Annotated in this window: 14 protein-coding genes and 2 pseudogenes; 8 read left to right on the forward strand and 8 right to left on the reverse strand. The window is 38.1% G+C overall.

Going from position 1 to position 22,412, the window contains the following annotated elements:
* Positions 1-82: 82 nt before the first annotated feature.
* Together AVFI_RS07980 and ydiJ are read right to left on the reverse strand one after the other, a co-directional pair.
* Positions 83-1,675 carry a tetratricopeptide repeat protein gene (locus tag AVFI_RS07980; protein ID WP_012533327.1) on the reverse strand — a complete coding sequence of 531 codons (1,593 nt, stop codon included), beginning with the start codon at positions 1,673-1,675 and terminating at the stop codon, positions 83-85.
* A 156-nt stretch (positions 1,676-1,831) separates the two neighbouring features.
* On the reverse strand, positions 1,832-4,864 hold the full coding sequence (gene ydiJ / locus AVFI_RS07985; RefSeq protein WP_188863617.1) for a D-2-hydroxyglutarate dehydrogenase YdiJ: 3,033 nt from the start codon (positions 4,862-4,864) through the stop codon (positions 1,832-1,834).
* A gap of 181 nt (positions 4,865-5,045) precedes the next feature.
* Between ydiJ and AVFI_RS07990 the strand changes: the two genes are divergently transcribed.
* Positions 5,046-5,735 (forward strand): DUF3334 family protein, encoded by a 690-nt coding sequence (locus AVFI_RS07990; RefSeq protein ID WP_012533529.1) that lies wholly within the window; start codon positions 5,046-5,048, stop codon positions 5,733-5,735.
* 107 nt (positions 5,736-5,842) lie between these two features.
* Here AVFI_RS07990 and ansB read toward each other — a convergent pair whose 3' ends face one another.
* A complete protein-coding gene (ansB, locus tag AVFI_RS07995; RefSeq protein WP_188863618.1) occupies positions 5,843-6,904 on the reverse strand; it encodes an L-asparaginase 2 in 1,062 nt (353 codons plus the stop codon).
* Positions 6,905-7,242: 338 nt separating this feature from the next.
* Here ansB and AVFI_RS08000 point away from each other — a divergent pair, with 338 nt between their 5' ends.
* A complete protein-coding gene (locus tag AVFI_RS08000) occupies positions 7,243-7,932 on the forward strand; it encodes a DUF2786 domain-containing protein (RefSeq protein WP_005419733.1) in 690 nt (229 codons plus the stop codon).
* 113 nt (positions 7,933-8,045) lie between these two features.
* On the forward strand, positions 8,046-8,228 hold the full coding sequence (locus tag AVFI_RS08005) for a hypothetical protein (RefSeq protein ID WP_054775699.1): 183 nt from the start codon (positions 8,046-8,048) through the stop codon (positions 8,226-8,228).
* Here AVFI_RS08005 and AVFI_RS08010 read toward each other — a convergent pair.
* A complete protein-coding gene (locus AVFI_RS08010) occupies positions 8,212-8,907 on the reverse strand; it encodes a GntR family transcriptional regulator (RefSeq protein WP_188863619.1) in 696 nt (231 codons plus the stop codon). The two genes, AVFI_RS08005 and AVFI_RS08010, sit on opposite strands and share 17 nt — an antisense overlap.
* Before the next feature lie 8 nt (positions 8,908-8,915).
* Positions 8,916-9,857, reverse strand: a complete 942-nt coding sequence (locus AVFI_RS08015) for a precorrin-2 dehydrogenase/sirohydrochlorin ferrochelatase family protein (protein WP_236782081.1) — start codon at positions 9,855-9,857, stop codon at positions 8,916-8,918.
* A gap of 390 nt (positions 9,858-10,247) precedes the next feature.
* On the opposite strand from AVFI_RS08015, the gene AVFI_RS08020 reads away from it, so the two are divergent.
* From AVFI_RS08020 to ppl, 4 genes and pseudogenes are all read left to right on the forward strand, one after another.
* Positions 10,248-11,276 carry an amino acid ABC transporter substrate-binding protein gene (locus AVFI_RS08020; RefSeq protein WP_017018548.1) on the forward strand — a complete coding sequence of 343 codons (1,029 nt, stop codon included), beginning with the start codon at positions 10,248-10,250 and terminating at the stop codon, positions 11,274-11,276.
* Positions 11,277-11,366: 90 nt separating this feature from the next.
* On the forward strand, positions 11,367-12,533 hold the full coding sequence (locus AVFI_RS08025) for an amino acid ABC transporter permease (protein WP_054775698.1): 1,167 nt from the start codon (positions 11,367-11,369) through the stop codon (positions 12,531-12,533).
* A 2-nt stretch (positions 12,534-12,535) separates the two neighbouring features.
* A pseudogene (locus AVFI_RS08030) lies at positions 12,536-13,618 on the forward strand (amino acid ABC transporter permease); the annotation flags it as partial.
* Positions 13,619-14,103: 485 nt separating this feature from the next.
* Positions 14,104-16,797 (forward strand): anti-phage protein Ppl, encoded by a 2,694-nt coding sequence (gene ppl, locus AVFI_RS08035; RefSeq protein ID WP_199414916.1) that lies wholly within the window; start codon positions 14,104-14,106, stop codon positions 16,795-16,797.
* A 665-nt stretch (positions 16,798-17,462) separates the two neighbouring features.
* Here the strand turns inward: ppl and AVFI_RS08040 are convergent.
* The 3 genes and pseudogenes from AVFI_RS08040 to AVFI_RS08050 all read right to left on the reverse strand — a co-directional run bounded on the left by AVFI_RS08040 (position 17,463) and on the right by AVFI_RS08050 (position 21,928).
* Complete coding sequence (locus AVFI_RS08040; protein ID WP_188863925.1) at positions 17,463-19,829, reverse strand: DUF4238 domain-containing protein; 2,367 nt, start codon at positions 19,827-19,829, stop codon at positions 17,463-17,465.
* A 192-nt stretch (positions 19,830-20,021) separates the two neighbouring features.
* Positions 20,022-21,404: pseudogene (locus tag AVFI_RS08045) on the reverse strand (DEAD/DEAH box helicase).
* Positions 21,398-21,928, reverse strand: coding sequence for a hypothetical protein (locus tag AVFI_RS08050; RefSeq protein WP_188863924.1), 531 nt, complete (start codon positions 21,926-21,928; stop codon positions 21,398-21,400). Before AVFI_RS08050 ends, AVFI_RS08045 begins: the two are co-directional and overlap by 7 nt.
* A 102-nt stretch (positions 21,929-22,030) precedes the next feature.
* On the opposite strand from AVFI_RS08050, the gene AVFI_RS08055 reads away from it, so the two are divergent.
* Entirely contained in the window at positions 22,031-22,342 is a 312-nt protein-coding gene (locus tag AVFI_RS08055; protein WP_188863923.1) for a helix-turn-helix domain-containing protein, read from the forward strand.
* The last annotated feature ends 70 nt before the right edge of the window (positions 22,343-22,412 follow it).

The raw sequence follows: 22,412 nt of genomic DNA on the forward strand, positions 1-22,412 counted from the left end.
GACTATTTTTGGAAAATTGCTAAATCGCTCTTTCCTATCTCTGTGATGGATAAAACCTATTGAGCAAAAAAGAAGTAGAAAATTATGCACTACCTAACAAAACATCGATCAATATTTTCTTGTTTTGTTCAACAGAGGACATTACGTTTTCATACCCAGCAGTGTTATTTGTGCGCTCCATTCTATGAATAATAGCTAGACACTGTTTGATATTTTCAGGGTTTCTCATTAAGTTCTTACCCTTCAACGTTAAAGTAAGAAGCATATAGTTCAAATCTGATGAATACGGATACGTTTGTCCTATTTTGATCAATTGAAGTCTATTCTCATCTGCGGATTTTTGTGCTCTGAGCCACTGATACACTTTATTTAATTTTTGGAAATGTACCATTGATTGTTGCAGTAATTGTGGTGAGTTCTTTTTTAGATTCGCTTGATCAAACACTTTATATAAAGCGACACACAGCTTCACTTCACCAGCCATAGCTAAAACGCCAAATGTAGCCACACGAAATTCATCTGATGCGACTTTACGCTCGGATAAAAAACGATGATAACAAGTTGCTGCAATTGCTTTTGCTTTATAACGCTTACCTTGTTTAAACAATTGTCGCGCTATAAAAATATTAATATAACCTTGCAATTCATCACGCTTATCCATGGATACTCGTTTTTTCAACGTGATAACTAATTGACCAAAAAATCGTCGATATTTTTCTTTATTAAACTGATGATTCGATTTATATACTGTATCGGCAATATCCAATATCATTTTGTTTAATGTTACTGGTGTAATACCAATATGATAAAAACGTTTCATTATCATGTTATGAATAAGAGTATGCTCATTATTCTCGATGATAAAAGTTAAATAAGAATAGAAAGCACTGTCACTTTTTGGGTTATTTTCAAACGCTTTTGATAGAGATGCTTGCTGCTTACTTTTTTGTTTTGCTTCTTCATATATTTCAGCCAACATTAAATTAGCTTTAAATAAGTATTTTTTAGAACGCAATAACAATTCTAAAACGGGTATCGCTTTTGGTTTTTCAACCATTTGGCAATACGCCATTAAATTTTGTGGCATGATTTCGCTTTTATCATGACGTTGATATACCTTTTTGAACGTCATAAAGTCTTTCGCTTTATAAAGTTCTTCTAAGGTCATGTTCAACAGCATTCTATTTTTGTACATACCTGTAAACGTCTGCGCTCTTTTTATAAAAGCCGCTTGTGATCCTTTAACTTCCGCGATTAACTTTTCTATTAATAACGTTAAGTTAAATGATTTCTTTATTAGTTCATCAATATAACCGTAATTGATAGGGCTATTAACAATAAAATCAGGGAACAATTCTCTCGCATTTAAATCATCGACTTGAGAATCTTCATTCTCAATATCAACGATAAAAATAGGACGCTTACCAAACTTAGCTTTCGCTCGAGCATTATCAACAATTTCAGCAATAACTTCATGCGATGAGTAATGATACTCAATGAAATAATAATCATAGACAGGTAGATCTGATGCTTTCATGCCAAGATTAAAATTATCCGCACTTTTAAAACCCGCTTTTTGAAAAAATTGACGAATTTGAGTGCTGCGTTCACGTTTTTCAGTAAACACCAAAACATTCATTTGCGGAATACGTCTAATTAATTCGGCACTGCTCATTTATATTACAACTCTAATGAAAACAACAAACACAATATACCAACCTGTAAAAATCAACTTATATTAGTTTTAACAAACACAACACAGTTCGTTTGCATTTAACTCATTACAGGAATTTCGCGCTACTTTACCACAAAATAGCGCGAAATTAGATCATTATATGTTAGTCAGTAGCGCTTGTAATGGATGCTTTAATTGCTGCCCTTCAAATCGCTTAACCTGACTACGGCATGAATAACCTGTAATCAAGCAACGTTCCTTATCCAAACTAGCTAGATTTCCTTTCCAACTTAATTCATAGATTGCTTTGGATGAGGCCAATTTGTCAGCCTCGTGTCCATAAGTTCCTGCCATGCCACAACAGCCAACAGGAACCGTATTTAATCGTAAACCAAAATGACCAAAAATTGCCCCCCACTCCTTTTCAGCGTTCGGCAATTTCGTTTTTTCCGTACAATGGGCAAATAATTGCCAAGCTCTAGTATCAAATACTGTCGCTTTATCAAATGAGGATAATCGAGGGTATAACCATTCATGAACGGTTAACACAGCAAAATCACCACGCTTATCAGCTAAAATCTCATTATACTCATCTCGGTAACAAAGAACTAAAGCAGGATCCACGCCAACCATTGGAATATTCAACATAGCAACTTGATTTAAAAATTCACCGCTTGTTTTTGCAGTAGAAGCAAACTGCTTTAAAAACCCTTTAATATGTTGCGCTTTTCCATTTGGTTTAAATGGCAAAAGTACTGGTTTTAATCCTAGTCGTTGTATTAATTCAATAAAATCACTAACCACTTCTGCATCGTAATAACTGGTGAATGGGTCTTGAACAATTAATACATACTTCTGGCGTTCTTTATCAGTTAGCTCACTTAACCTCTTAAGATTAAACTCAGTCATATCATTTCTTTTACAACGCTCTTTTAATGTAGGAACAGATAAAAGAGGCATGTCGACATAGCCTAGTGTTTTCTTTGTGATATTTTGTGTTATTGATTGCTTTAAAACACCATTAATTAGTTTTGGCGCTTTAGCCATTAACGGCAACATGGTTTCAATATTTGCAACCATATAATCTTTCATTGGACGCTGATAACGACTGTAATAGATATTTAAAAATCGCGACCTAAAACTCGGTACATCCACTTTTATTGGACATTGACTCGCACACGCTTTACAAGCTAAACAGCCCATCATCGCTTCATGAACTTCATGAGAATAATCGTATTCTCTTTCTTTATTTAAAGTGTTTTTAATTCTATCAATAATCTGTTTAATCGATGGACGTTTAGTTAATAGCTCTTTTTCTAATTCAATCGGGTCCACACCTTGCTCAGAAAGTTGGCGTAACCATTCTCGAACTAACCCAGCTCGACCTTTTGGTGAGTGACGTCGATCAGCCGTTACTTTCATTGATGGGCACATTGGCGAACTGGTTTCATAGTTAAAACAGAGACCATTCCCATTGCATTCCATTGCTTGATTAAAACTGTCTCTTACTTCTACAGGTATTTGGCGATCATAAAATCCACGCTTAGTTCCACTCACTTTAACTAGCTCATCAGAACTTTCAAGAGGCGTACAAATTTTACCTGGATTCATCTTATTGCATGGATCAAAAGCGGTTTTTACACGGCGCAATTCAGTAAATAGCTCATCACCAAAGAACTCAGGACCATATTCAGAGCGGAAACCTTTACCGTGCTCTCCCCACATTAAGCCGCCATATTTAGAGACTAAAGCCACAACTTGATCTGAAATAGTATGCATCAATGCTTCTTGTTCAGGGTCACACATATCCAACGCTGGACGCACATGTAGAACCCCTGCATCAACGTGACCAAACATACCGTAATTTAACTTATGTGAATCCAGTAATGCTCTAAACTCTTGGATAAAATCAGCTAAGTTTTCAGGTGGAACGCAAGTATCTTCTGCAAATGCGACCGGTTTTGCAGCTCCTTTTGTTGCACCAAGTAAACCTACGGCTTTTTTACGCATCGTATATATTTTACCGATACTAGCCACATCACTAGTTACTTGATAACCAATAATCCCTGCAGAATCGGCTTCTTGTAATGCTTCAAGCTTTTTAAGCAAATCATTAACTTGCTGGGTCACTTCTTCAAGATCTGCCCCTGCAAACTCCACCATATTCAAACCAAGCATTTCTTTATCAGGAACATCTGTAATGAGATCACTCACCGTATGCCAAACAATGTCCTGTTTTGCAAAATTAAGAACACGTGAATCAATGGTTTCAACCGATAGTGCGTTCGCACTCACCATAAATGGCGCATTTCTTAATGCCGCATCGAAACTGTCATATTTAATATTAATGAGTGTTCGAGCTTTAGGGATCGGCGTAATATTAACTTTTGCTTCAGTTAAGAATGCAAGCGAACCTTCTGCACCGCATAAGACTCGAGTAATATCGAATTTATCGTTGCTGATATCTAATGCATTTTTTAAATCATACCCAGTCAAGAATCGATTTAATGGAGGAAATTTATCTTCTATTTTCTGGCGATTATCTCGACACACTTTAGCCGTAACATCTAAAACCTTACGTATTCTCTCCGGCTGTTTATCATCATCAAGTTCCGTATTTAAGCATTCTCCATTTGCTAAAATAGCAGTAACAGCCAAAATATGATCTGATGTTTTTCCGTATTTAAGCGAACCTTGACCAGAAGCATCAGTATTGATCATTCCACCAATAGTTGCTCGGTTACTCGTGGATAAATCAGGGGAAAAGAAAAAACCATGAGGTCGAAGTGCATCATTTAATTGATCTTTAATTAAACCTGTTTGAACTCTCGCCCACCCTTCCTCAATATTAATCTCTAATACCTGATTCATATGACGAGAAAGATCGACAACAATTCCTTGCGTTAAAGATTGTCCATTTGTCCCCGTACCTCCACCACGTGGAGAAAACTGAATAGAACGGTATTCTTCTTTATTTGCCAAGGTCGTTAGACACTCGACATCTTTTGTTGTTTTTGGAAGTAAAACGGCTTGCGGCAATTGTTGGTAAACACTGTTATCTGTTGCAACAGCTAAACGACTCGAATATGTCGTTTCTATATCACCACTAAAATCAGTACGGCTTAATTGCTCTAAATAATCTACAACTTTTGAATCAATCGTAGATTGAAATTGTAACGCTGGTAACATTGCTCCATGCTCCTTAACTCGCTGATCCCTCAGCTCTATAATGTTGTTCTATACACACTTTACAACATCTCGATTGGATAAAACATCCGGTATATGCTATATCCGATAAATATTTGCCGCTTTAAAGGCACATATTTTGCTTTGATAATTATTATCTGTGACATTTTTAATAGAGAACGCTATGAAACCAGCAATAAGAAAATCAAAAATAATTACGACGGACGATATCCTATTAACCTTATGTCGCTCAATGTCAGGAGTGTTAAGTAAAGCTACGCAAAGCTCTGTGACCTATTCTGCTATGGTACAAAAGATCACTAAAACAAGTTTAAAACCAGATTTTGGCTGTTTTGTTTTATTTGATGGTGGTTTTTCTGGCCTTGTTGTAACTAACTTCACTAAAGACGCTGCATTAGAACTATATACAAAATACATGCGTAATATGGGCATGCCAGCTGAAGAATTAGCGATTTTACATACTTCTGATGAAGTGGGTGACGTGCTAGGTGAGCTAATGAATCAAATCGTTGGTGATTTCACAGGTCAGATCCGTAAAACACTACAAACAACGATTTCACAAAACCAACCTAAAATGTTGTCTTTAAACAAACAAGTAATCTTATCGGTTGATACCAATCTAGACCGTCCACAAGCTCGTCGTGTCACCTTCACTACTGAAAATAATCACATTTTCTATCTTGAATTAGCGATGGATAAGACTGAATTTATTCAATTAGAAGAGTTTGAGCAAGAAGATGAATTCGATGCTGACGATCTATTAGATCAACATCGTTCAAGTAAAAAAGAAGAGAAGAAGCAGGAATCTAATCAAGATTTCGATGACTCTTTATTTGATGAGCTAGGCATTTGATAAATTAGGTATTTAATACCAACCTACATAAATATTTCATCCTTACAAATAAAAAACAGCCAATAATTGATATTGGCTGTTTTTTTACTTACAAAACTAAACTACACCTAGTAATACTGAAACATCTTTTGAATTTCTTTGTAGTTTTCCGTTTCAGTTAGCGACAACATCAATAAAATTCGTGCCTTTTGAGGATTCAATGTGCCTGATGCCACAAAACCGTATTTCGCATCATCAATTTCCGCATCCAACGTTGTCGAACCAGAGCCAGTACGCGCACTACGAACAACAACAACCCCTTCTTTACTTGCTTTAGTTAACTCATCAAACACCGTATGATAAATATTACCGTTACCAACACCTGCACTCACAATACCATCAAACTTCGCATCAACCATTGCAGTCACAGGCAATGCTGTAGCGTTGGCATAATTGTATACAATACCGACTTTAGGTAACGTCTTTAGCTTAGATACATCAAATTCAGCTTCAGTTGTATGCTTACGTTCAGGGCTACGTTGATACTGGACATCGCCATTATGAATATAACCTAGCGGACCAAAGTTCGGTGATTGAAAGGTATTTACAGACGTTGTATTGGTTTTAGTTACGTCACGAGCATCAAATACAGTATCGTTCATTGCGACTAATACACCACGCCCAGCAGAATCTTTATCCGTTGCTGCTACAACCGCATTGTATAAATTAACTGGACCATCAGCACTCATTGCCGTTGATGGTCGCATTGCGCCAACCAAAATTACAGGCTTATCACTTTTAACAGTAAGGTCTAGGAAATAAGCGGTTTCTTCCATCGTATCTGTGCCATGAGTAATCACAACACCATCAACATCATCTTGAGCTAATAACTCATTTACACGCTTTGATAATGTTAGCCATACCTCATCATTCATATCTTGAGAACCGATACTTACGACTTGTTCACCACTAATATCCGCAATTTCTGTCATTTGAGGTACAGCATGAATCAAAGAATCGACTCCAACTTTACCAGATGTATAGCTAGAACCCGTTGCGGATTGACCTGCGCCAGCAATAGTACCGCCAGTCGCTAAGATTTTAATATTTGGTAAATCATCAGCAAGACTGATTGAGCTAAAGCAAAGACCAGAAAGCAACATACCTACTGCAATGGCATTCTTTTTCATGTTAGTACTCCATTATAAAAACAATTAATTACGAGAAAATAAAATTACACATTTTGATTTAATTCATCATATTTGCTTTTAATTAATGTACCGTGATAACAATCACAACTATCATATCCACACAGAGCAATATTAGATTTAATTTTTGAAAATCAACAATTTACAAACACAACAAACCACAAAATACACATTCGGAAACATGGTAATTACATAGTGATCTGCATCATTAAAATACACATTAACGCCTGAACTTTCCTACTTATCATTTCACTCTATTTCTTTCAAAACCTAGCAGAGAAAGGTAGAATATCGCCCCCGAAAAAAAGAAAGGTAAAGTCATGTCATCAACAAAGCAAAAGGCCCTTAAAAAGATAGCTAAATGTCTTGAGCTCGGTAATTCAGCAAATGTGAATGAAGCCGCTCAAGCCATAAAAATGGCTCATCGCCTTATGCTTAAGTATGGCCTTGAAAAAGATGACATCGAATTTATCAAGATGGGTAAGACACAAAGTATCCATCTGCTTCCTGCTAATGTAGGCAGCAATATATTAAAAATCATCCGTGGTATTAATACCCGTTTTGGTGTCGAAGCCGTATTACTTAATCATAAAGGCTTAAAGAAAGTGGAATTCATCGGATCGGCAGATCGTGCTATTTTTGCAGCTTTCGCATTTGACATCGTTTATCGTGAAATGAATGAACAAACGGGACAATTTAAAAACAGCTTTGCAGGAACGGGCACAGGACAGTTAGAAGTCACTAAACGTGTAAATTCATTTTTAGCAGGCTGGATTGAGGGTGCATTAGAAAAATTACCTGTGATCGCCCCTGATGAAGACTCAGCAAACAAAATTAATGACTACATTGATAAAGAATTCAAAAATATAGACCGCGAAACGTTTAAACAGCAATTAAAAGAGGCGATGGCTAATATTACTGCTGATTACGAAAAAGGTTTAAAGAAAGGTCGAACTATTTCAGTTAACCGCCCTGTCGCAGGTGCGCAAGCTCCAAAACTTCTGAAGTAATACTTTAGTAGCAAAGTTGTTAAAAAGTTAATGTTATTTTGATTTAAATCAAACGAATGCTCTAGATTGCACGATACCTTTAAGTTGTTAAGCAAATGTTGCAAGGAGCGATTATGACATTACTAAGAAACCCAAAATGCTATACGGATGTGTGTATTGATGGAAAGTGGTACCACTATGATCACTGTGGTACCCAAGTTTATATGCTAAAAGGCGGAGCTGAAGCGTGTTTTGAATTAGATTCCGAGCCCGTAACTGAATATGAATTAATTGAACAAATTAAGCAGTTTGGCTAATTTTCAAATTAATTGCATCATGGCAACAACGAATTGTCTGTAATAGAAAAGGAGTCTGACTTTTGTTACAGGCAACTTGATTGATTGATAACAACATACTTCCAGAACTTAAATTCAATGCATTAGATTCAAGCTGAGACGCTGGAACAATCCCGACCTCTATCTCATGTTTTGCAGAATCATATTCAAAGCTATTCAATAATTGAGTTAATACGTCCGTTTGTTCGTCATAACTTAATGATGTCGTCATTTCCTCTGGAATATACCGATACTGAACCGCTACCCTTCTTCCATCAATATAAATAAGAGAAACTTGTTGTGTGACGTAAGAAAATGGAGACAACTTTAAAACGGTCAGCATTTCTTTTGTTGCTAACAACCGATGAGAAGAAAGCTCTTCAATTTGAAACCTTCTTTTTTGTTCCTTACATACATCAGCAATATCAATGTCTTGCATCGGGTTAAATATTAACTTAACCGTTGATACAAACCAGCCTCTACGCTCTTCTTTGTATATTTTCCCTGATAAGGCTAAATGATTTAATGCTTCTCGTAATGTAATTCGTGTTGTAGCAAATGTTTCAGCTAGCGTTCTTTCTGAAGGCAACTTTTGTCCAGCCTCAAACATGCCAGTGTCAATTTGCTCTTCTATTGCATCTTTAATCGTTAAATACTGCATTAATAAACCTATAATGTAGGGACGTATACATCATTTGCTAAATAATGCTGAATATTTGAATCACTGAATAATTGGCCTTTTTTCACTAAAACGGTCACTCGGATGTTTTCATCATTTGCTTTATCCAAATAATCCGCCATCTCTTTTTCAGAGCGAATATAAATACGCTCCGCATCACGACGGCAAAGCTCAATGAATTCAGCAGGACAACTTTCAAAAGCAATAACCCATTCTGCTTGCTGCATTAATCGCAGTGCTTTTAGAGTCAGCATTTCAGTATCCGAATTATACTCAATCCAATTCCGTTCAGACTTAATTTGAACATCAGTCGTTAATGCTTGTTGAAATAATGCTTCTAATTCATTTCGAGTATTTATCTTCTCGATTTCAGGCAGTCGCAAAAAGGTTTCCCAAAATTTTCTTCTTTCATCAACAGTTTTAAAATGCTGTTTAATAAGATTTCGCTTATCAGCACCAAAGTCCGCTAACATGGCAACTTTTGTTGATAACTGAGTTTCAAGCTGTTCTCTAATAATTCGGATCAATACCGGAGATGCTCCACCACTTGAAATAGCGACCTGAACACGACCTCGATTGACCATTGATGGCGTTATAAAATCACAATATTCCGTATCATCAACAACATTCACCGAAACGCCGACGTCATGCGCATCAGCATGTACTTGGTGATTTAAATCAGAATTGTCTGTTGTTGCCCATACTTGTACGTAATCATTACTTAATAAATTTTTATGATAAAAACCCTTTATATATTCAAGCTTCCCTTCTTCTACGTACTTCATTAAATAAGCTTTAATTGATGGTGCGACAACGGTAATACTTGCCTCAGCTTGCAGCAACATATCTATCTTACGACAGGCTACTTCACCACCACCAACAACCAATACTGGTCGCTTTTTAATATCCATAAACATGGGAAAATATCTCATTACAATCCGCTTCCTTAATATCTCTTTGAATATACAGCTTTAATATACCTTGATTTTAAAAAATAAGGTATGCATTCAGTAAACCATGATTGTTTAGTTAACACATTCAAAATTTATAATAATTAACAATCTTACAACAAATACACTCATTAGACCTGATCACTATGACCATATAAAATCAAAAAAGCAGTGTTTATCACCAATAAACATAAAAATAAACCGATAGATCAACTGGTTTTTACATTATCTTGAATTTCACAAATTGTTAACCTTTAGTTATCTTTAAATACAGTTGCTTAAAAAATAAAGCAATCGTTCTATCTAACGGCTAACTCAACACAATAGATTGAGATAAGCCAGCTAAATTACGCACAACAAGGAAGAACACAGATGAAATTTAAAACAAATACACTGTTTGCTGCTATTGCTACTTCTGCGGCACTTTTATCGGCTCCAGCACTCGCTGCAAGTGGAACATTAGAAAAAGTTCAAAAAAATGGATATTTACAATGTGGTGTGAGTACTGGTTTACCTGGTTTTTCAAACCCTAACTCAAAAGGTGAATGGGAAGGTATCGACGTTGAATTCTGTCAAGCCGTCGCTGCTGCCGTACTAGGTGATAAATCTAAAGTAAAATACGTACCTTTAACAGCCAAAGAGCGATTTACAGCTCTACAGTCAGGCGAGATTGATGTGCTTTCTCGTAACACTACATGGACTTTACACCGAGACACTTCTTTAGGCCTAAATTTTGTCGGTGTAAATTACTATGATGGTCAAGGCTTCATGGTGAAGAAAGAACTTGGATTAACGAGTGCAAAAGAGCTGGATGGCGCATCGGTTTGTGTTCAATCAGGTACAACTACCGAGTTAAACCTTGCTGACTACTTCCGTAATAATAATATGGAATACAAGCCTGTGGTTTTTGATACTGCAGCACAAACATCTAAAGGTTTTGATGCTGGACGTTGTGATGTCCTTACTACAGACCAATCCGGTCTCTATGCCCTACGCCTTAATTTAAAAGACCCTAAAACCGCTCAAGTTTTACCAGAAATAATCTCAAAAGAACCCTTAGGTCCGGTAGTTCGCCAAGGGGATGATCAATGGTTCAACATTAATAAATGGGTTTTAAATGCCATGATCAATGCTGAAGAATACGGTATCAGCTCTAAAAACGCTGACCAAATGCTGAAATCAAAAGATCCTAACATTAAACGTATTCTTGGTGTTGATGGACCAAAAGGCAAAGGATTGGGAATTCGTGACGATTGGGGATACCAAGTAGTGAAACAAGTGGGCAACTATGGTGAAAGTTTTGAACGTACCGTAGGTGAAGGTTCTCCATTACAAATCTCTCGTGGCGTCAATGCACTTTGGAATGCCGGTGGCTTTATGTATGCGGCACCCATTCGTTAATCAACTCATAGTCTAATTATAAATATAAAAACACAATTTATGGGGTGAGTCTTCACCCCTTTTAATAAATGGATTTAAGGTTGTAGTTGTATGTCATCTAAAAATAAAAACATCTTATATAATCCAACATTTCGTGCGATTTTATTTCAAGTGATAGCCGTTGCTGCACTTGTCTTTTTCTTTTACACCATAGTTAACAATGCATTATCCAATTTAGAATCTCGTGGTATCGCAACTGGCCTTGGCTTTTTAGATCAAGAAGCCGGCTTTGGTATCGGTCTTTCTTTAGTGGAGTACGATGAAACATACAGTTATGGTCGCACGTTTGTTGTCGGGTTATTAAACACCGCTCTTGTGTCTGTTCTCGGTATCTTATTTGCTACCGTTTTGGGCTTTACTATTGGTATCGCACGACTCTCAAGTAACTGGCTAGTTAGTCGATGTGCCGCAGTTTATATTGAGACTTTCCGAAATATCCCTCTTTTATTACAAATTTTCTTTTGGTATTTCGCCGTCTTACAAGCGCTTCCTTCTCCTAGGCAAAGTTTGAGTTTAGGTGAAAGTGTCTTTTTAAACGTACGTGGTTTATTTTTTCCAAGCCCTATTTTTGAGGAAGGATCGAACTTAATTGGTATCGCTGTTATTGCTGCGATTATATTTATTTTATTCTTATCAAAATGGGCAAAAAACAAACAGCGCCTAACAGGGCAACAAACACCGGTATTACGTTACTCTCTTCTTGCTCTGTTTGGTTTACCCACTTTAGCCTATTTTATTTCTGGAATGCCAATATCTATTGAATACCCAGAATTAAAAGGATTCAACTTCCGTGGTGGTATTAGCATCATTCCTGAATTAGCGGCATTGGTCGTTGCTCTTAGTGTGTATACTGCCTCTTTTATTGCTGAGATTGTTCGTTCGGGTATCAATGCCGTGAGCCATGGTCAAACAGAAGCAGCGATGGCACTTGGTTTACCAAGAAAACGTACCCTTAAATTGGTCGTTATTCCGCAAGCAATGCGAATCATCATTCCACCTCTAACTAGCCAATATTTAAATTTAACTAAAAACTCCTCCCTTGCAATGGCAATTGGTTATCCTGATCTGGTTTCTGTTTTTGCAGGAACGACATTAAACCAAACAGGACAAGCCATTGAGATCATCACAATGACCATGGCGGTGTATCTAACACTAAGCCTATTAACCTCATTTTTGATGAATATTTACAACAGCAAAGTGGCATTGGTTGAGAGGTAATTATGAGTACACATCAATTTCAGCCAGATTTACCACCACCAGCTAATACCGTTGGTGCAGTAACTTGGCTTAAAAAACATTTATTTAATGGACCAATTAACTCCGTTCTGACTCTTATTATTGCTTATCTTGCAATCGTTGGACTATGGAATGTGGTTTCTTGGGGCTTAATTAACGCAGATTGGATAGGAACAACCCGTGATGCCTGCTCCAGTGAAGGCGCTTGCTGGGTGATGATAAACGTTCGCTGGGACCAATTTATGTATGGTTTTTATCCTAGTGAGGAGTTGTGGCGTCCTCAGCTGTTTTATGGGCTATTGGCAATTTTTGTCGCATTATTAGCTTATGAACATACGCCAAAGAAATTTGCGATTTGGTTAGTTTTTGTAAATATCTTTCCTATCTTCGCAGCCTTTCTTCTTTATGGCGGTGTTTTTGGCTTACCGGTTGTAGACACTCACTTATGGGGCGGATTACTAATAACTCTCGTGATTGCCATTGTAGGTATTGTCGTTTCTCTTCCTATTGGTGTTGCACTGGCACTTGGTCGACGTTCAGAAATGCCGATCATTCGAAGTATGTGTACCGTGTATATCGAAATCTGGCGTGGTGTACCACTCATTACCGTACTTTTCATGGCTTCTGTGATGCTTCCGCTATTTTTATCAGAGGGAATGGAGCTAGATAAACTCTTTAGAGCATTAATTGGTGTTGTTCTATTTAGTGCCGCTTACATGGCAGAAGTTGTCAGAGGTGGTTTACAAGCGATTCCAAAAGGCCAATACGAGGCTGCAGACGCACTTGGTTTAGGATACTGGAAAAAGATGCGTTTAATCATTTTGCCGCAAGCATTGAAAATTACGATCCCTTCCATTGTGAATACCTTTATCGGTCTATTTAAGGATACCAGTCTGGTTCTTATTATCGGTATGTTTGATGTGCTAGGTATTGGCCAAGCCGCAAACACCGACCCTGAATGGCTTGGGTTTTCAACAGAAAGTTATGTCTTCGTCGCTTTGGTTTTCTGGGTGTTCTGTTTCTCTATGTCGAGATACTCCATCTACTTAGAAAATAAACTTCATACAGTTTTCCTAATATTGCTTTTCACCTTCAAATGTTGTCAGTATATATTCTATATCTTACTGATAGGTTGTAACGGATAGCTGCATTGATTTTAGTATACCTGCCTTTGATACATCCGTATCCATTTCACTTCTACCCTCTCTACTTTCTAGAAAAAGAAACATAAATCAATTATAGGGTGTTCGCCAGATGAATAAATATTCATTATATAATGTGAGTTGATTCTAATTAGTTAGCTCATGAAGTAAAGTTTATACCTTAGAGGGGGAACATCAGATAGGATCTAGCGTAAACATGGAAAGCCGTTAAACTGAGTGACCTGATTTGGATTAGGTAGAATAACGATTCAGACATTCACTATATGACTACCGCATTTCCCATAAAATGTAAGCGTAAATGTGTTGCAACACATTGAAAGAAATAACAATCTCGTATAGCATTCGGTACACATAATAATAGAGTTGCTTATTTGCATTGGGAGCACAAGTTGCAAATTGTTGGTAGCAAGTGGTTTAAGGTTGATTTTCATTGTCATTCTCCTGCCTCGGATGACTTTCCTAGGTCTGACAGGTCACTTATCTGTACTAGCCGTGAATGGCTCCTTGGTCAAATGTCCAATGAAGTGGATTGCGTGGTATTGAGTGACCACAATACGGGGTCTGGTCTAGATACCATTCGAGCAGAACTTGATGCGCTCAAAGCTGAGTCTGATTCTGGTGTGAGTAATGGGTATCGGGACATTGTTATTATGCCTGCAGTGGAGCTCACTGCAGCGGGTAACGTACATGTTCTTGCTATCTTGCATGACGACGCTACGTCCTCAACCATTAGTGAGCTGGTGGGTAGTTGCGGTCTTCCTTCCACCCAAGGCAAGAATCATTCATTGGAGCTGACATATGGTACACGCGGGATTATTGAGGCTATCCATGGCTTTTCTACACCTGCTTTGGCCATTCTGGCGCACGTAGACATGCATAAAGGAATTTTCAAGAATTCCAATCAGGGGTCAGTAAGCAGTATTTTTGATGCAAATCCTGATGCTATAGAGCTAATCGGTGAGATGGATGCTCTCGAAACTTATCAGAAGAAGCTCATCGAGGATCTGGCTTGGGTAAAAGGGTCTGACGCGCATTCTATTGATGAGATGGGTCAGGGTTACACTTGGGTTAAGATGATAAAACCTTCTTTTGAAGGGTTAAAGGTCGCACTGTCTGATCCTAAGCACTGTATAAAACGCGGACCTAAACAGCCACCAGCGATCCCATCGCAGCAAATCACCAAATTAACTTTAAAGACCAAGATGTGCCAAGACGTCAATGGTAATCCCATTAGCATTGACCTAAGCCCTTGGTATACATCAATTGTAGGGAGTCGTGGTTCGGGTAAGTCAACGTTGATAGAAGCGATACGCTTGAGTCTCCGTCGTGATGAAAACCTTCCTCTAATACAACAAAGCAATATCGATGTATTCAAAAAGGCGGGGCCGGACGGGGCTATGTCACCTGACTCATTCATCGAACTTGAGTACCGTAAAGGTCAAGAGAGATACAAGCTGACATGGTCACCGACAAATACTCATTTTCATCACCTTAATAAGGTAAGTGGGCTGTGGGAGGAGGAAGAAACCTTTAATACATCGCGCTTTCCAGTCTCGATTTACTCACAAAAAATGTTGTATGAAATGGCGACTCAACCGAATTCATTTCTTCGCGTAATCGATGAAAGTGAAACGGTAAATTATGCTAAGTGGGAACAAGATAAACTCAATCTTGAAACTAAATACAAACAGTACTGTTCTGACGAGCGTGAAGCCCTGCGATCTATCGAAAACCTAACAATTACTAAAGGCCAACTACAAGACGTTGATCGTAAGCTTCAAACCTTAAAAGAGGCCGGATTAGAGTCACTTCAACAGACGCTTACTAACGATAAGGAAGAGTTAAGCAAAGCTGAAGGCAGTAAGCAGAAAGTGGACGACTTAATCGAGACGCTGGAAAGTGCTTGCGCGGAGAGTACCGTAACAGATATTGACGATCCTGAGTCTGATTTAGGTAAGTGGCAACTAGAGGTGAATGAAATTCACGACACCTTGAGTACAGCTGTACTCTCATTAATTGATGAATCAAAGGCAAAATTAATTAAGTCATCTGAGCAAAGCTATCTTCAGACGCTCAAGCTTAGAATTTCTGATAATACTAGTGAGTTGAGTACCAAGGTATCTGATTTAAACAACGCGAGCATTGACCATGAAGAGCTGAGTGCTCTTATGGACTCGCAAGCGGAGTTCCAGCTGGTTCTAAATAACGAGCAAGGTTTGAAGGACGAACTTGCTTTGATTCAAGCAAACAAAGCTGATGTATACGAGCAGCTTGTCACTCATAGGGAGAATCTAACCACAGTTCGCAATCAGTTTATTGCTGATCTTGGTTTAGTGGAGCTGAAAATCCAGGTGCTTCCTCTGGCATGTTCGAGCGACCGATTAGTCAAAAGTTACCAGGCAGCCTCTGGAATCGAAAGATTCGAAAGTCACATTTTTGATGAAGGTACTCCGAATAGCTTGTTGTACGACCTAAACAGTTTTAACAAATTCAATCCTAAAAGTGCGGAGCAGCGATATTCTGAGTTGGCAAAACTAAAGCGTTTTCATATCGCTTGTGTCAAAAAGGAAGGTAGTAGTGACTATGCCGGGATACACGGCTCACTAAGAACTCGATTGGGACAACTACAAGATGAAAGATTGGATGACTTACATTGTTGGTTTCCTGATGATGGTCTTCAAATTCAGTTCCAAGACTCGATTGGTGAATTTCGTCAATTAGAAAGGGCGTCACCAGGTCAAAAATCTGCGTCTATGTTGTCGTTTTTGATGTCATATGGCGAAGACCCACTTATCCTCGATCAGCCTGAAGATGACTTGGACTGCGCAATGCTTGCCAGTTCTGTGATCCCTGCGATTTCAAATAATAAGAAACGCAGACAATTAGTTGTCGTAACTCACTCTGCGCCAATTGTTGTGAACGGGGATGCTGAGCTAGTGGTAGGGATGAAACAGCAAGCTCAAAGGTTAGAGCCTCATATATCAGGAGGACTTCAGGAAGAGGCGGTCAAAGCGTTTATATGTTTCCAAATGGAAGGTGGTGAGAAAGCCTTTAGAACTCGATTTAAACGCATCATAGGCTAGCTAATGTCAACGGAAAGCTCACTTTGTGAGCTTTTCAATTCCAATAGTTTAAATCTAGCAGCCAATAAATGTGGGATTAAGTGGAAGAGTGACTCTAGTCACGGCTCAATCAAAGCCCATAACGCATCGTTTATAGCGTGTGAACTTCATAAATTGCCGAAAGTTATCGTATAACTCCGGCGATATCTGGAAAGTACGGCTTCCAACCTATTCATATTCCCAAAAATGCACGCACATAAATTTTGTAGAGTATTTGATTTAACAAGTTTTGGGGCGTAAACGAGTTAAAATATTCTCCAGTAACCTTTTGGGCAGTATTTAATTTAAAGCTAACCACAGACTGCCATCCCATTTAAAAGTTAATTATGCAAGTTGCATAATGCAACTTGCATAATTTATAAGTAACTGATAGTAATGGGGAATGAGCATTTTTATTCGATCGTGTAGATATAATTAAACAACTTATTCACCTTTATTTTCTAGGGATAAAAACAACTCAGCTTGATGAGGTGTGTTAGCTGCGATAGGCTCTTGCACACCTCTGGATAGAAACAGTTTAGAGGTGTTACACTAAACTGCTAGATATTGATAAGCTGAGTTTGAGCAAAATTGAACTTGTTAAGGTTTACAAGTTGGGTGGCAATTCATACCTTAAAAATGAAATGCTATGAAGACAAGTAATACACAGCTAATGCTTTGTCGTTGTAATCAGTACAGTTTGACTTTAGAAGTAATCGTTGCACATTTTTATCATAAAGACCTCCTTCGGGAACTAAAGCTGTAAAGTTAATTGAATCACCCCCAGGTTCATGAGCTTTGATTTTTATATCTAGTTCAACAGCCTGCGCCTTCTTCTCAGATATTGCATTTTGTTCTGAGTTATTTGAAGCTACTAAAGCATGGGAAGACTTCAGCCAATCTCGGTACATAACAAAATTCGCACTTGTTGATTTACGAAACGAATTCATTGCTTGAGAGTCTACTGGAACCATCGTGACTGTATCGTAAACTTCACTCCAAGGATAAGTCGCTATTCCTTGGTTTCGATGTTGAGCTGTATGAAACTCAACCCATCTAGATTCACTGTCGGTTACAATTACCGAACCTGTTACTTGAGCTAAAAATAAACCCATTTCATAGTTTGGTGCCATGCTAAAGGGCATAAACTGACCTCCTAAGTCTTGTAAGGGGATTAATGGATCAATTTTGGCTTTCTCATTTAAAGTATCATTCACGTCTTCAGCTTGGCTGTCTGTCAAATGAGGAAACTCACTCAATAGCATTCTCTTTCGTACTTCTCGAGGCCTCATATATGTAGAGTTTAAAAGGTCTTCTGTCATCAAATGCAAGTGCAACAGGTGATCTGACGGGCTAATGAAAGTTCCTTTTCTAGAAGCTGCCATGTCTAGCATTTCACGATGTAAGCTATAGTCAAAGCAACAAGGATCAGGAATGAGATTTACCAACCCTAAACCAATATATGGCTCAATCATTAACATGAAGCGAAAATCTTTCAGGGCCTGATATTTGTAACTATTAGGTGTTTCAACAGGACTAAATTCAGGCTTTACATTGTTAGGATTGATAAATGGGTGTTGAATCAGAAACTCCTCAAAATGAGGTGCCATAGCAAGTGCGTGTATACCTATCCTTCTAATATCTAATGGGCCAGTATAAAGTCCACGAAACTTACCATCAGGTTTAGGCAACATAGAATAGATATCAGTATCAGTGGGCCATAGTACGGAATAAAACCTATAGATTTCTGACACCTGTTCATCTGACAATTCACGCCTAACATCATCCCATGACTTTCCTTTATTGAGCCCCAGAACGTCTCTGATTGCATTACACAACGCTAGATTTCGTTCCCTAATACTTAGATACGACCAAGTCGAACGCTTCTCTATCGGTATATCTCTACAGCACTTCTTGAACTTTCTACCACTACCGCACCCACAGCTGTCATTGGGACCTAGCATTTTTTCATCAATTGTCTTTTTAAGAAAACTACTTTCGGGTGTTTGCCGGCCAAATTCATCTTGATAATGAACATGGCCATCATCAAATTTTGCAAGCATCTCCCCACCATAACAATAAAGTTCGCTAGATGGTGGTAACAATACATGTTTTAAATCAGCCCAATCGCAATGAACTTCGTTATCAGGATGTAGCCAAGAATCAGAGCCAGCAGCTACAGACTCATTTGAACGACTTTTGATTATATAGTTAATCTTAGTTACTTCTTCATCTGACAACTTTCGAGTATTGATAAACTCTATGGTATTAACCATGCTTTGACGCATCTTTGCTGCGTTAGTGCGAGGCTCTAGAGGGTCTACTGATTCAGGGGCTTTTGCATATTCAAGATTGGTCAAAATTAAGCATCTATTTTTATCTAATGGAAAAATAGTTTGTGAGCCTTTTAGTGAAATATCTGGATCGTTGGGGTATTTACATAGCTTTGAGTCAGGTGGGCATGCATTGTTGTATACCGTTACAGGATGATCTGAAACTATAAATTTAACCGCTGAATCTTCGGCTGAAACGAGTTCTCGTACTCCCTCAGCCCACAGAGTACAATGCAACGACCTTACTGATTGCATTTCTTTCATCAAGTCATTTTGACTAAGCTCTGGGTAATGGCTTTTTATCCAATCTAAGCCCTTTGGTGTTCTTATTTTTTGGGCATCTAAATACGAAAAGAAACTTTCAAAATGCTGATGCCATTCAGCTGGGTCATCTGTTAGAAACGCCTTTACAGCATGTGAGCCATTATCATCAATATACCCAAACAATTTTTTCTCAATTTCATCGTTGATTTCATCTCCAAAGAAAGTCGTGTATAGGTCTTTTTGATAAAAACGTTGGGTCGGAGTCTGCCACTTTTTGGATGGAGGGATAATTTTTTCAGTCCCATTCGGCAATATAATTATTTTTTGCTTGAGATGGCAAAGCTCGTTTTCTCTTTCACTAACAAAGCCCTTTTGATGCCACTGAGGCACATAATGATTATCTCTTGTTTTAGGCATTAAATCACCATAAGCTACTATAAATAAAAAGATTATACTGGATACTGTTGTTTAACAAACTAAAAAATCTCGATAGCCCTCACTGATATTAGATTTATAGTCATAATTTTGGCAATAAGATAAATACTGCCGAGTATCAGATGGTAAGGATAACTATATCGTTTGCCCCTTTGAGTAATGCGTCTACTTTTATTATATGGTAGAAAATGCCGAGATTACTCGCTGCTTAAAAGCTCCAAGCCGAAGTTCATCAAACGTCCCTTGAGTGCCATAAAGAGCGGTTGAACTGCCTATACCATTTCCCCAAGATACATTTGAACTTGTGTGACTTAGAGGCTCAAGCAAAGGTTTTTTATCATTCAAACCATTTCGTTTATTAGGGAGTTCAGTCTTGATTGGTTTTCCCATGTTCGCATAAATACATGACTCAGGAATATCGTCTTCAATTCGCTCAGCAAACTGGATAAGGTTTTGTTCTGCAAATGTAAATAACCATGCTTGTTGAGCCGTGGAAGAGTCGATTCGAAGAATACGTCCTAGCACTTGCCTGAAATACAGTTCCGTTTTTACAGCGCTCATATGACAACACACTTGAAGTCTAGGGATATCCGTTCCTTCGCTTATCATTCCGACACTAACGATCCATTGAGTGTCGCTTTGTCGATAACGTTTTATTTCTGCTAGCGGTTCTTCATGTCGATAAGTAACAATTGAAACGGTTTGACCAAATTTCTGAGAGAGAACCTCTTTGATTTCGTGTGCATGCTGAACTGACGCAGCAACAATGAGTCCGCCGGCATTTGGAGAGTCTAAGCGCACTCTTGCTAATCGTTCACACCCTAAACTTAGTAGATATTCTATAGCCTCTTGGTTGTGAATTACACTCTGGTAAGACGCTTTTGTCTGCTTAAGCATCTCTAATATTGATGAAAAAGATTCCACTTTTTCGCTACTACTAACAGACAAGTGTTCATTATCAATTAACACGATTTTAGGCGATCTACAGACACCATCAGTAATCGCTTGTTCAAGAGTATATTGGTAATCGACAAGAAGTTGTCCTTCTGGGTCGCTGTATTCACCCATCACAATAGGTAAAGAGTCTGATCGCCATGGTGTTCCTGAAAGTGCAAGTGTAAAAGTAGCAAGCCCTTGTATCTTTGTTAGAATTTGCTGCCCCTAAATGTTCGCATTTTCAACCTCAGAGCCAGCGCAGTGGTGTATTTCATCAAAAACAACAAAGACTCTATGATTGCGTAATGTTTGCCAAAACTCATCATTAAGGAACTGGATAGATTGATAGGTTAAAGATTGTCCGATAGCTCCCATCCCACCATTAAATGTGCAATTAAGGAATGATGAAAAGGTTTTCTTAATACTATCAGAAACCGTCAACGATGGTGAAAAGCACAACACAAGATCCACCATGTCGTTTTGTAGCAGTCTTAATGCAATATTAGCAGCAAGAACCGTCTTTCCAGCCCCTGGTGTAGCTTGGCAAAAAAAATGGGAGCCGTTAGATTGGTATTTCTCCAATGCTCTGTCAGAACATTCACTTTGCCACTTTCTCAACATGCTTCATTTCCTTCATAAAGAGTGTTAAGAACTTTTGTTAAAACGTTCACTTTACCGAGCAATAAAGCAGCGCGCTCCTTAGCCTGCTGATGCAAAGGGGCCAGTTTATTTTCTAGCTCAGGAAATCGGGATATGACCGACTGATACTCGTCAACCTCCCCAAGTACTATCTCCAGTTCGCCCTTGTATTCATTACGCTCATTGTTCAAAATAGAATAGTCTTGAACGAGTGCCTGAGATTTTGTATTTACTTGATTATTCGTGGTTACATTTTTATGTAACTCTTTAAATTGAACAGTTTGAAAGTAACGTTTTGCCCGTCCAGATCCTTCAGTTCGCAACCAACATTTCTTTTCAAAGTGTAAAATGGAACGATACACTTTTTTGCGAGCTTCAGCAGAATTGGTGTTCATATTATTAAGTGATAGCCACAAATCTCTAGCTTCTAGCACAGTGAACCCATTTAACCCATTTTCTATCAATAACTTGTGCATCACCGCACTAATTCTTCGAGACCGTTTCATTTTCAAAATCACATTAACTAAAAACTAAGTATTGCTTAGTATACAGGAATCGATAAAACTAAGACAATCTTAGTTATTAGAGTCTACCGAAATGAAATTTAAGTGTTATTTATTAGTCCAATCCCAGAGCGACTCAAACAAGCTCGTAAAAAAGCGAAACTCTCTCAAAAAGCATTGGGAGTGTGTATAGGTATGGATGAAAGTTCAGCAAGCCCTCGAATGAATCAATACGAGAAAGGCAAGCACACCCCTGATATTCAAACCTTAAAGCTTATCGCTGATGAATTAGGTGTGCCGCTTAATTATTTCTTCTGTGAAGATGAAAGTGCAGCCGAGTTAGCCTGTTTAATTTCTCAAATGACTGAGAGTGAAAGAAAAAAACTCATTGCATCACTAAATCAAAGTAAAGACTAAAGAAAAAGGGTATATTCCTCCCTAATTACATAATTCAATTTGTTATGGGTTTCTCAGGAGAATATTAGAC

It is taken from the genome of Aliivibrio fischeri ATCC 7744 = JCM 18803 = DSM 507, assembly GCF_023983475.1.
GTDB classification, from domain to species: Bacteria; Pseudomonadota; Gammaproteobacteria; order Enterobacterales; family Vibrionaceae; genus Aliivibrio; species Aliivibrio fischeri.

Bases quoted from the DNA above. Each gene is read 5' to 3' on its own strand.
- AVFI_RS07980 (WP_012533327.1), bottom strand. From the start codon at position 1,675: ATGAGCAGTGCCGAATTAATTAGACGTATTCCGCAAATGAATGTTTTG.
- ydiJ (WP_188863617.1), bottom strand. From the start codon at position 4,864: ATGTTACCAGCGTTACAATTTCAATCTACGATTGATTCAAAAGTTGTA.
- AVFI_RS07990 (WP_012533529.1), top strand. From the start codon at position 5,046: ATGAAACCAGCAATAAGAAAATCAAAAATAATTACGACGGACGATATC.
- ansB (WP_188863618.1), bottom strand. From the start codon at position 6,904: ATGAAAAAGAATGCCATTGCAGTAGGTATGTTGCTTTCTGGTCTTTGC.
- AVFI_RS08000 (WP_005419733.1), top strand. From the start codon at position 7,243: ATGTCATCAACAAAGCAAAAGGCCCTTAAAAAGATAGCTAAATGTCTT.
- AVFI_RS08005 (WP_054775699.1), top strand. From the start codon at position 8,046: ATGACATTACTAAGAAACCCAAAATGCTATACGGATGTGTGTATTGAT.
- AVFI_RS08010 (WP_188863619.1), bottom strand. From the start codon at position 8,907: ATGCAGTATTTAACGATTAAAGATGCAATAGAAGAGCAAATTGACACT.
- AVFI_RS08015 (WP_236782081.1), bottom strand. From the start codon at position 9,857: ATGAGATATTTTCCCATGTTTATGGATATTAAAAAGCGACCAGTATTG.
- AVFI_RS08020 (WP_017018548.1), top strand. From the start codon at position 10,248: ATGAAATTTAAAACAAATACACTGTTTGCTGCTATTGCTACTTCTGCG.
- AVFI_RS08025 (WP_054775698.1), top strand. From the start codon at position 11,367: ATGTCATCTAAAAATAAAAACATCTTATATAATCCAACATTTCGTGCG.
- AVFI_RS08040 (WP_188863925.1), bottom strand. From the start codon at position 19,829: ATGCCTAAAACAAGAGATAATCATTATGTGCCTCAGTGGCATCAAAAG.
- AVFI_RS08050 (WP_188863924.1), bottom strand. From the start codon at position 21,928: ATGAAACGGTCTCGAAGAATTAGTGCGGTGATGCACAAGTTATTGATA.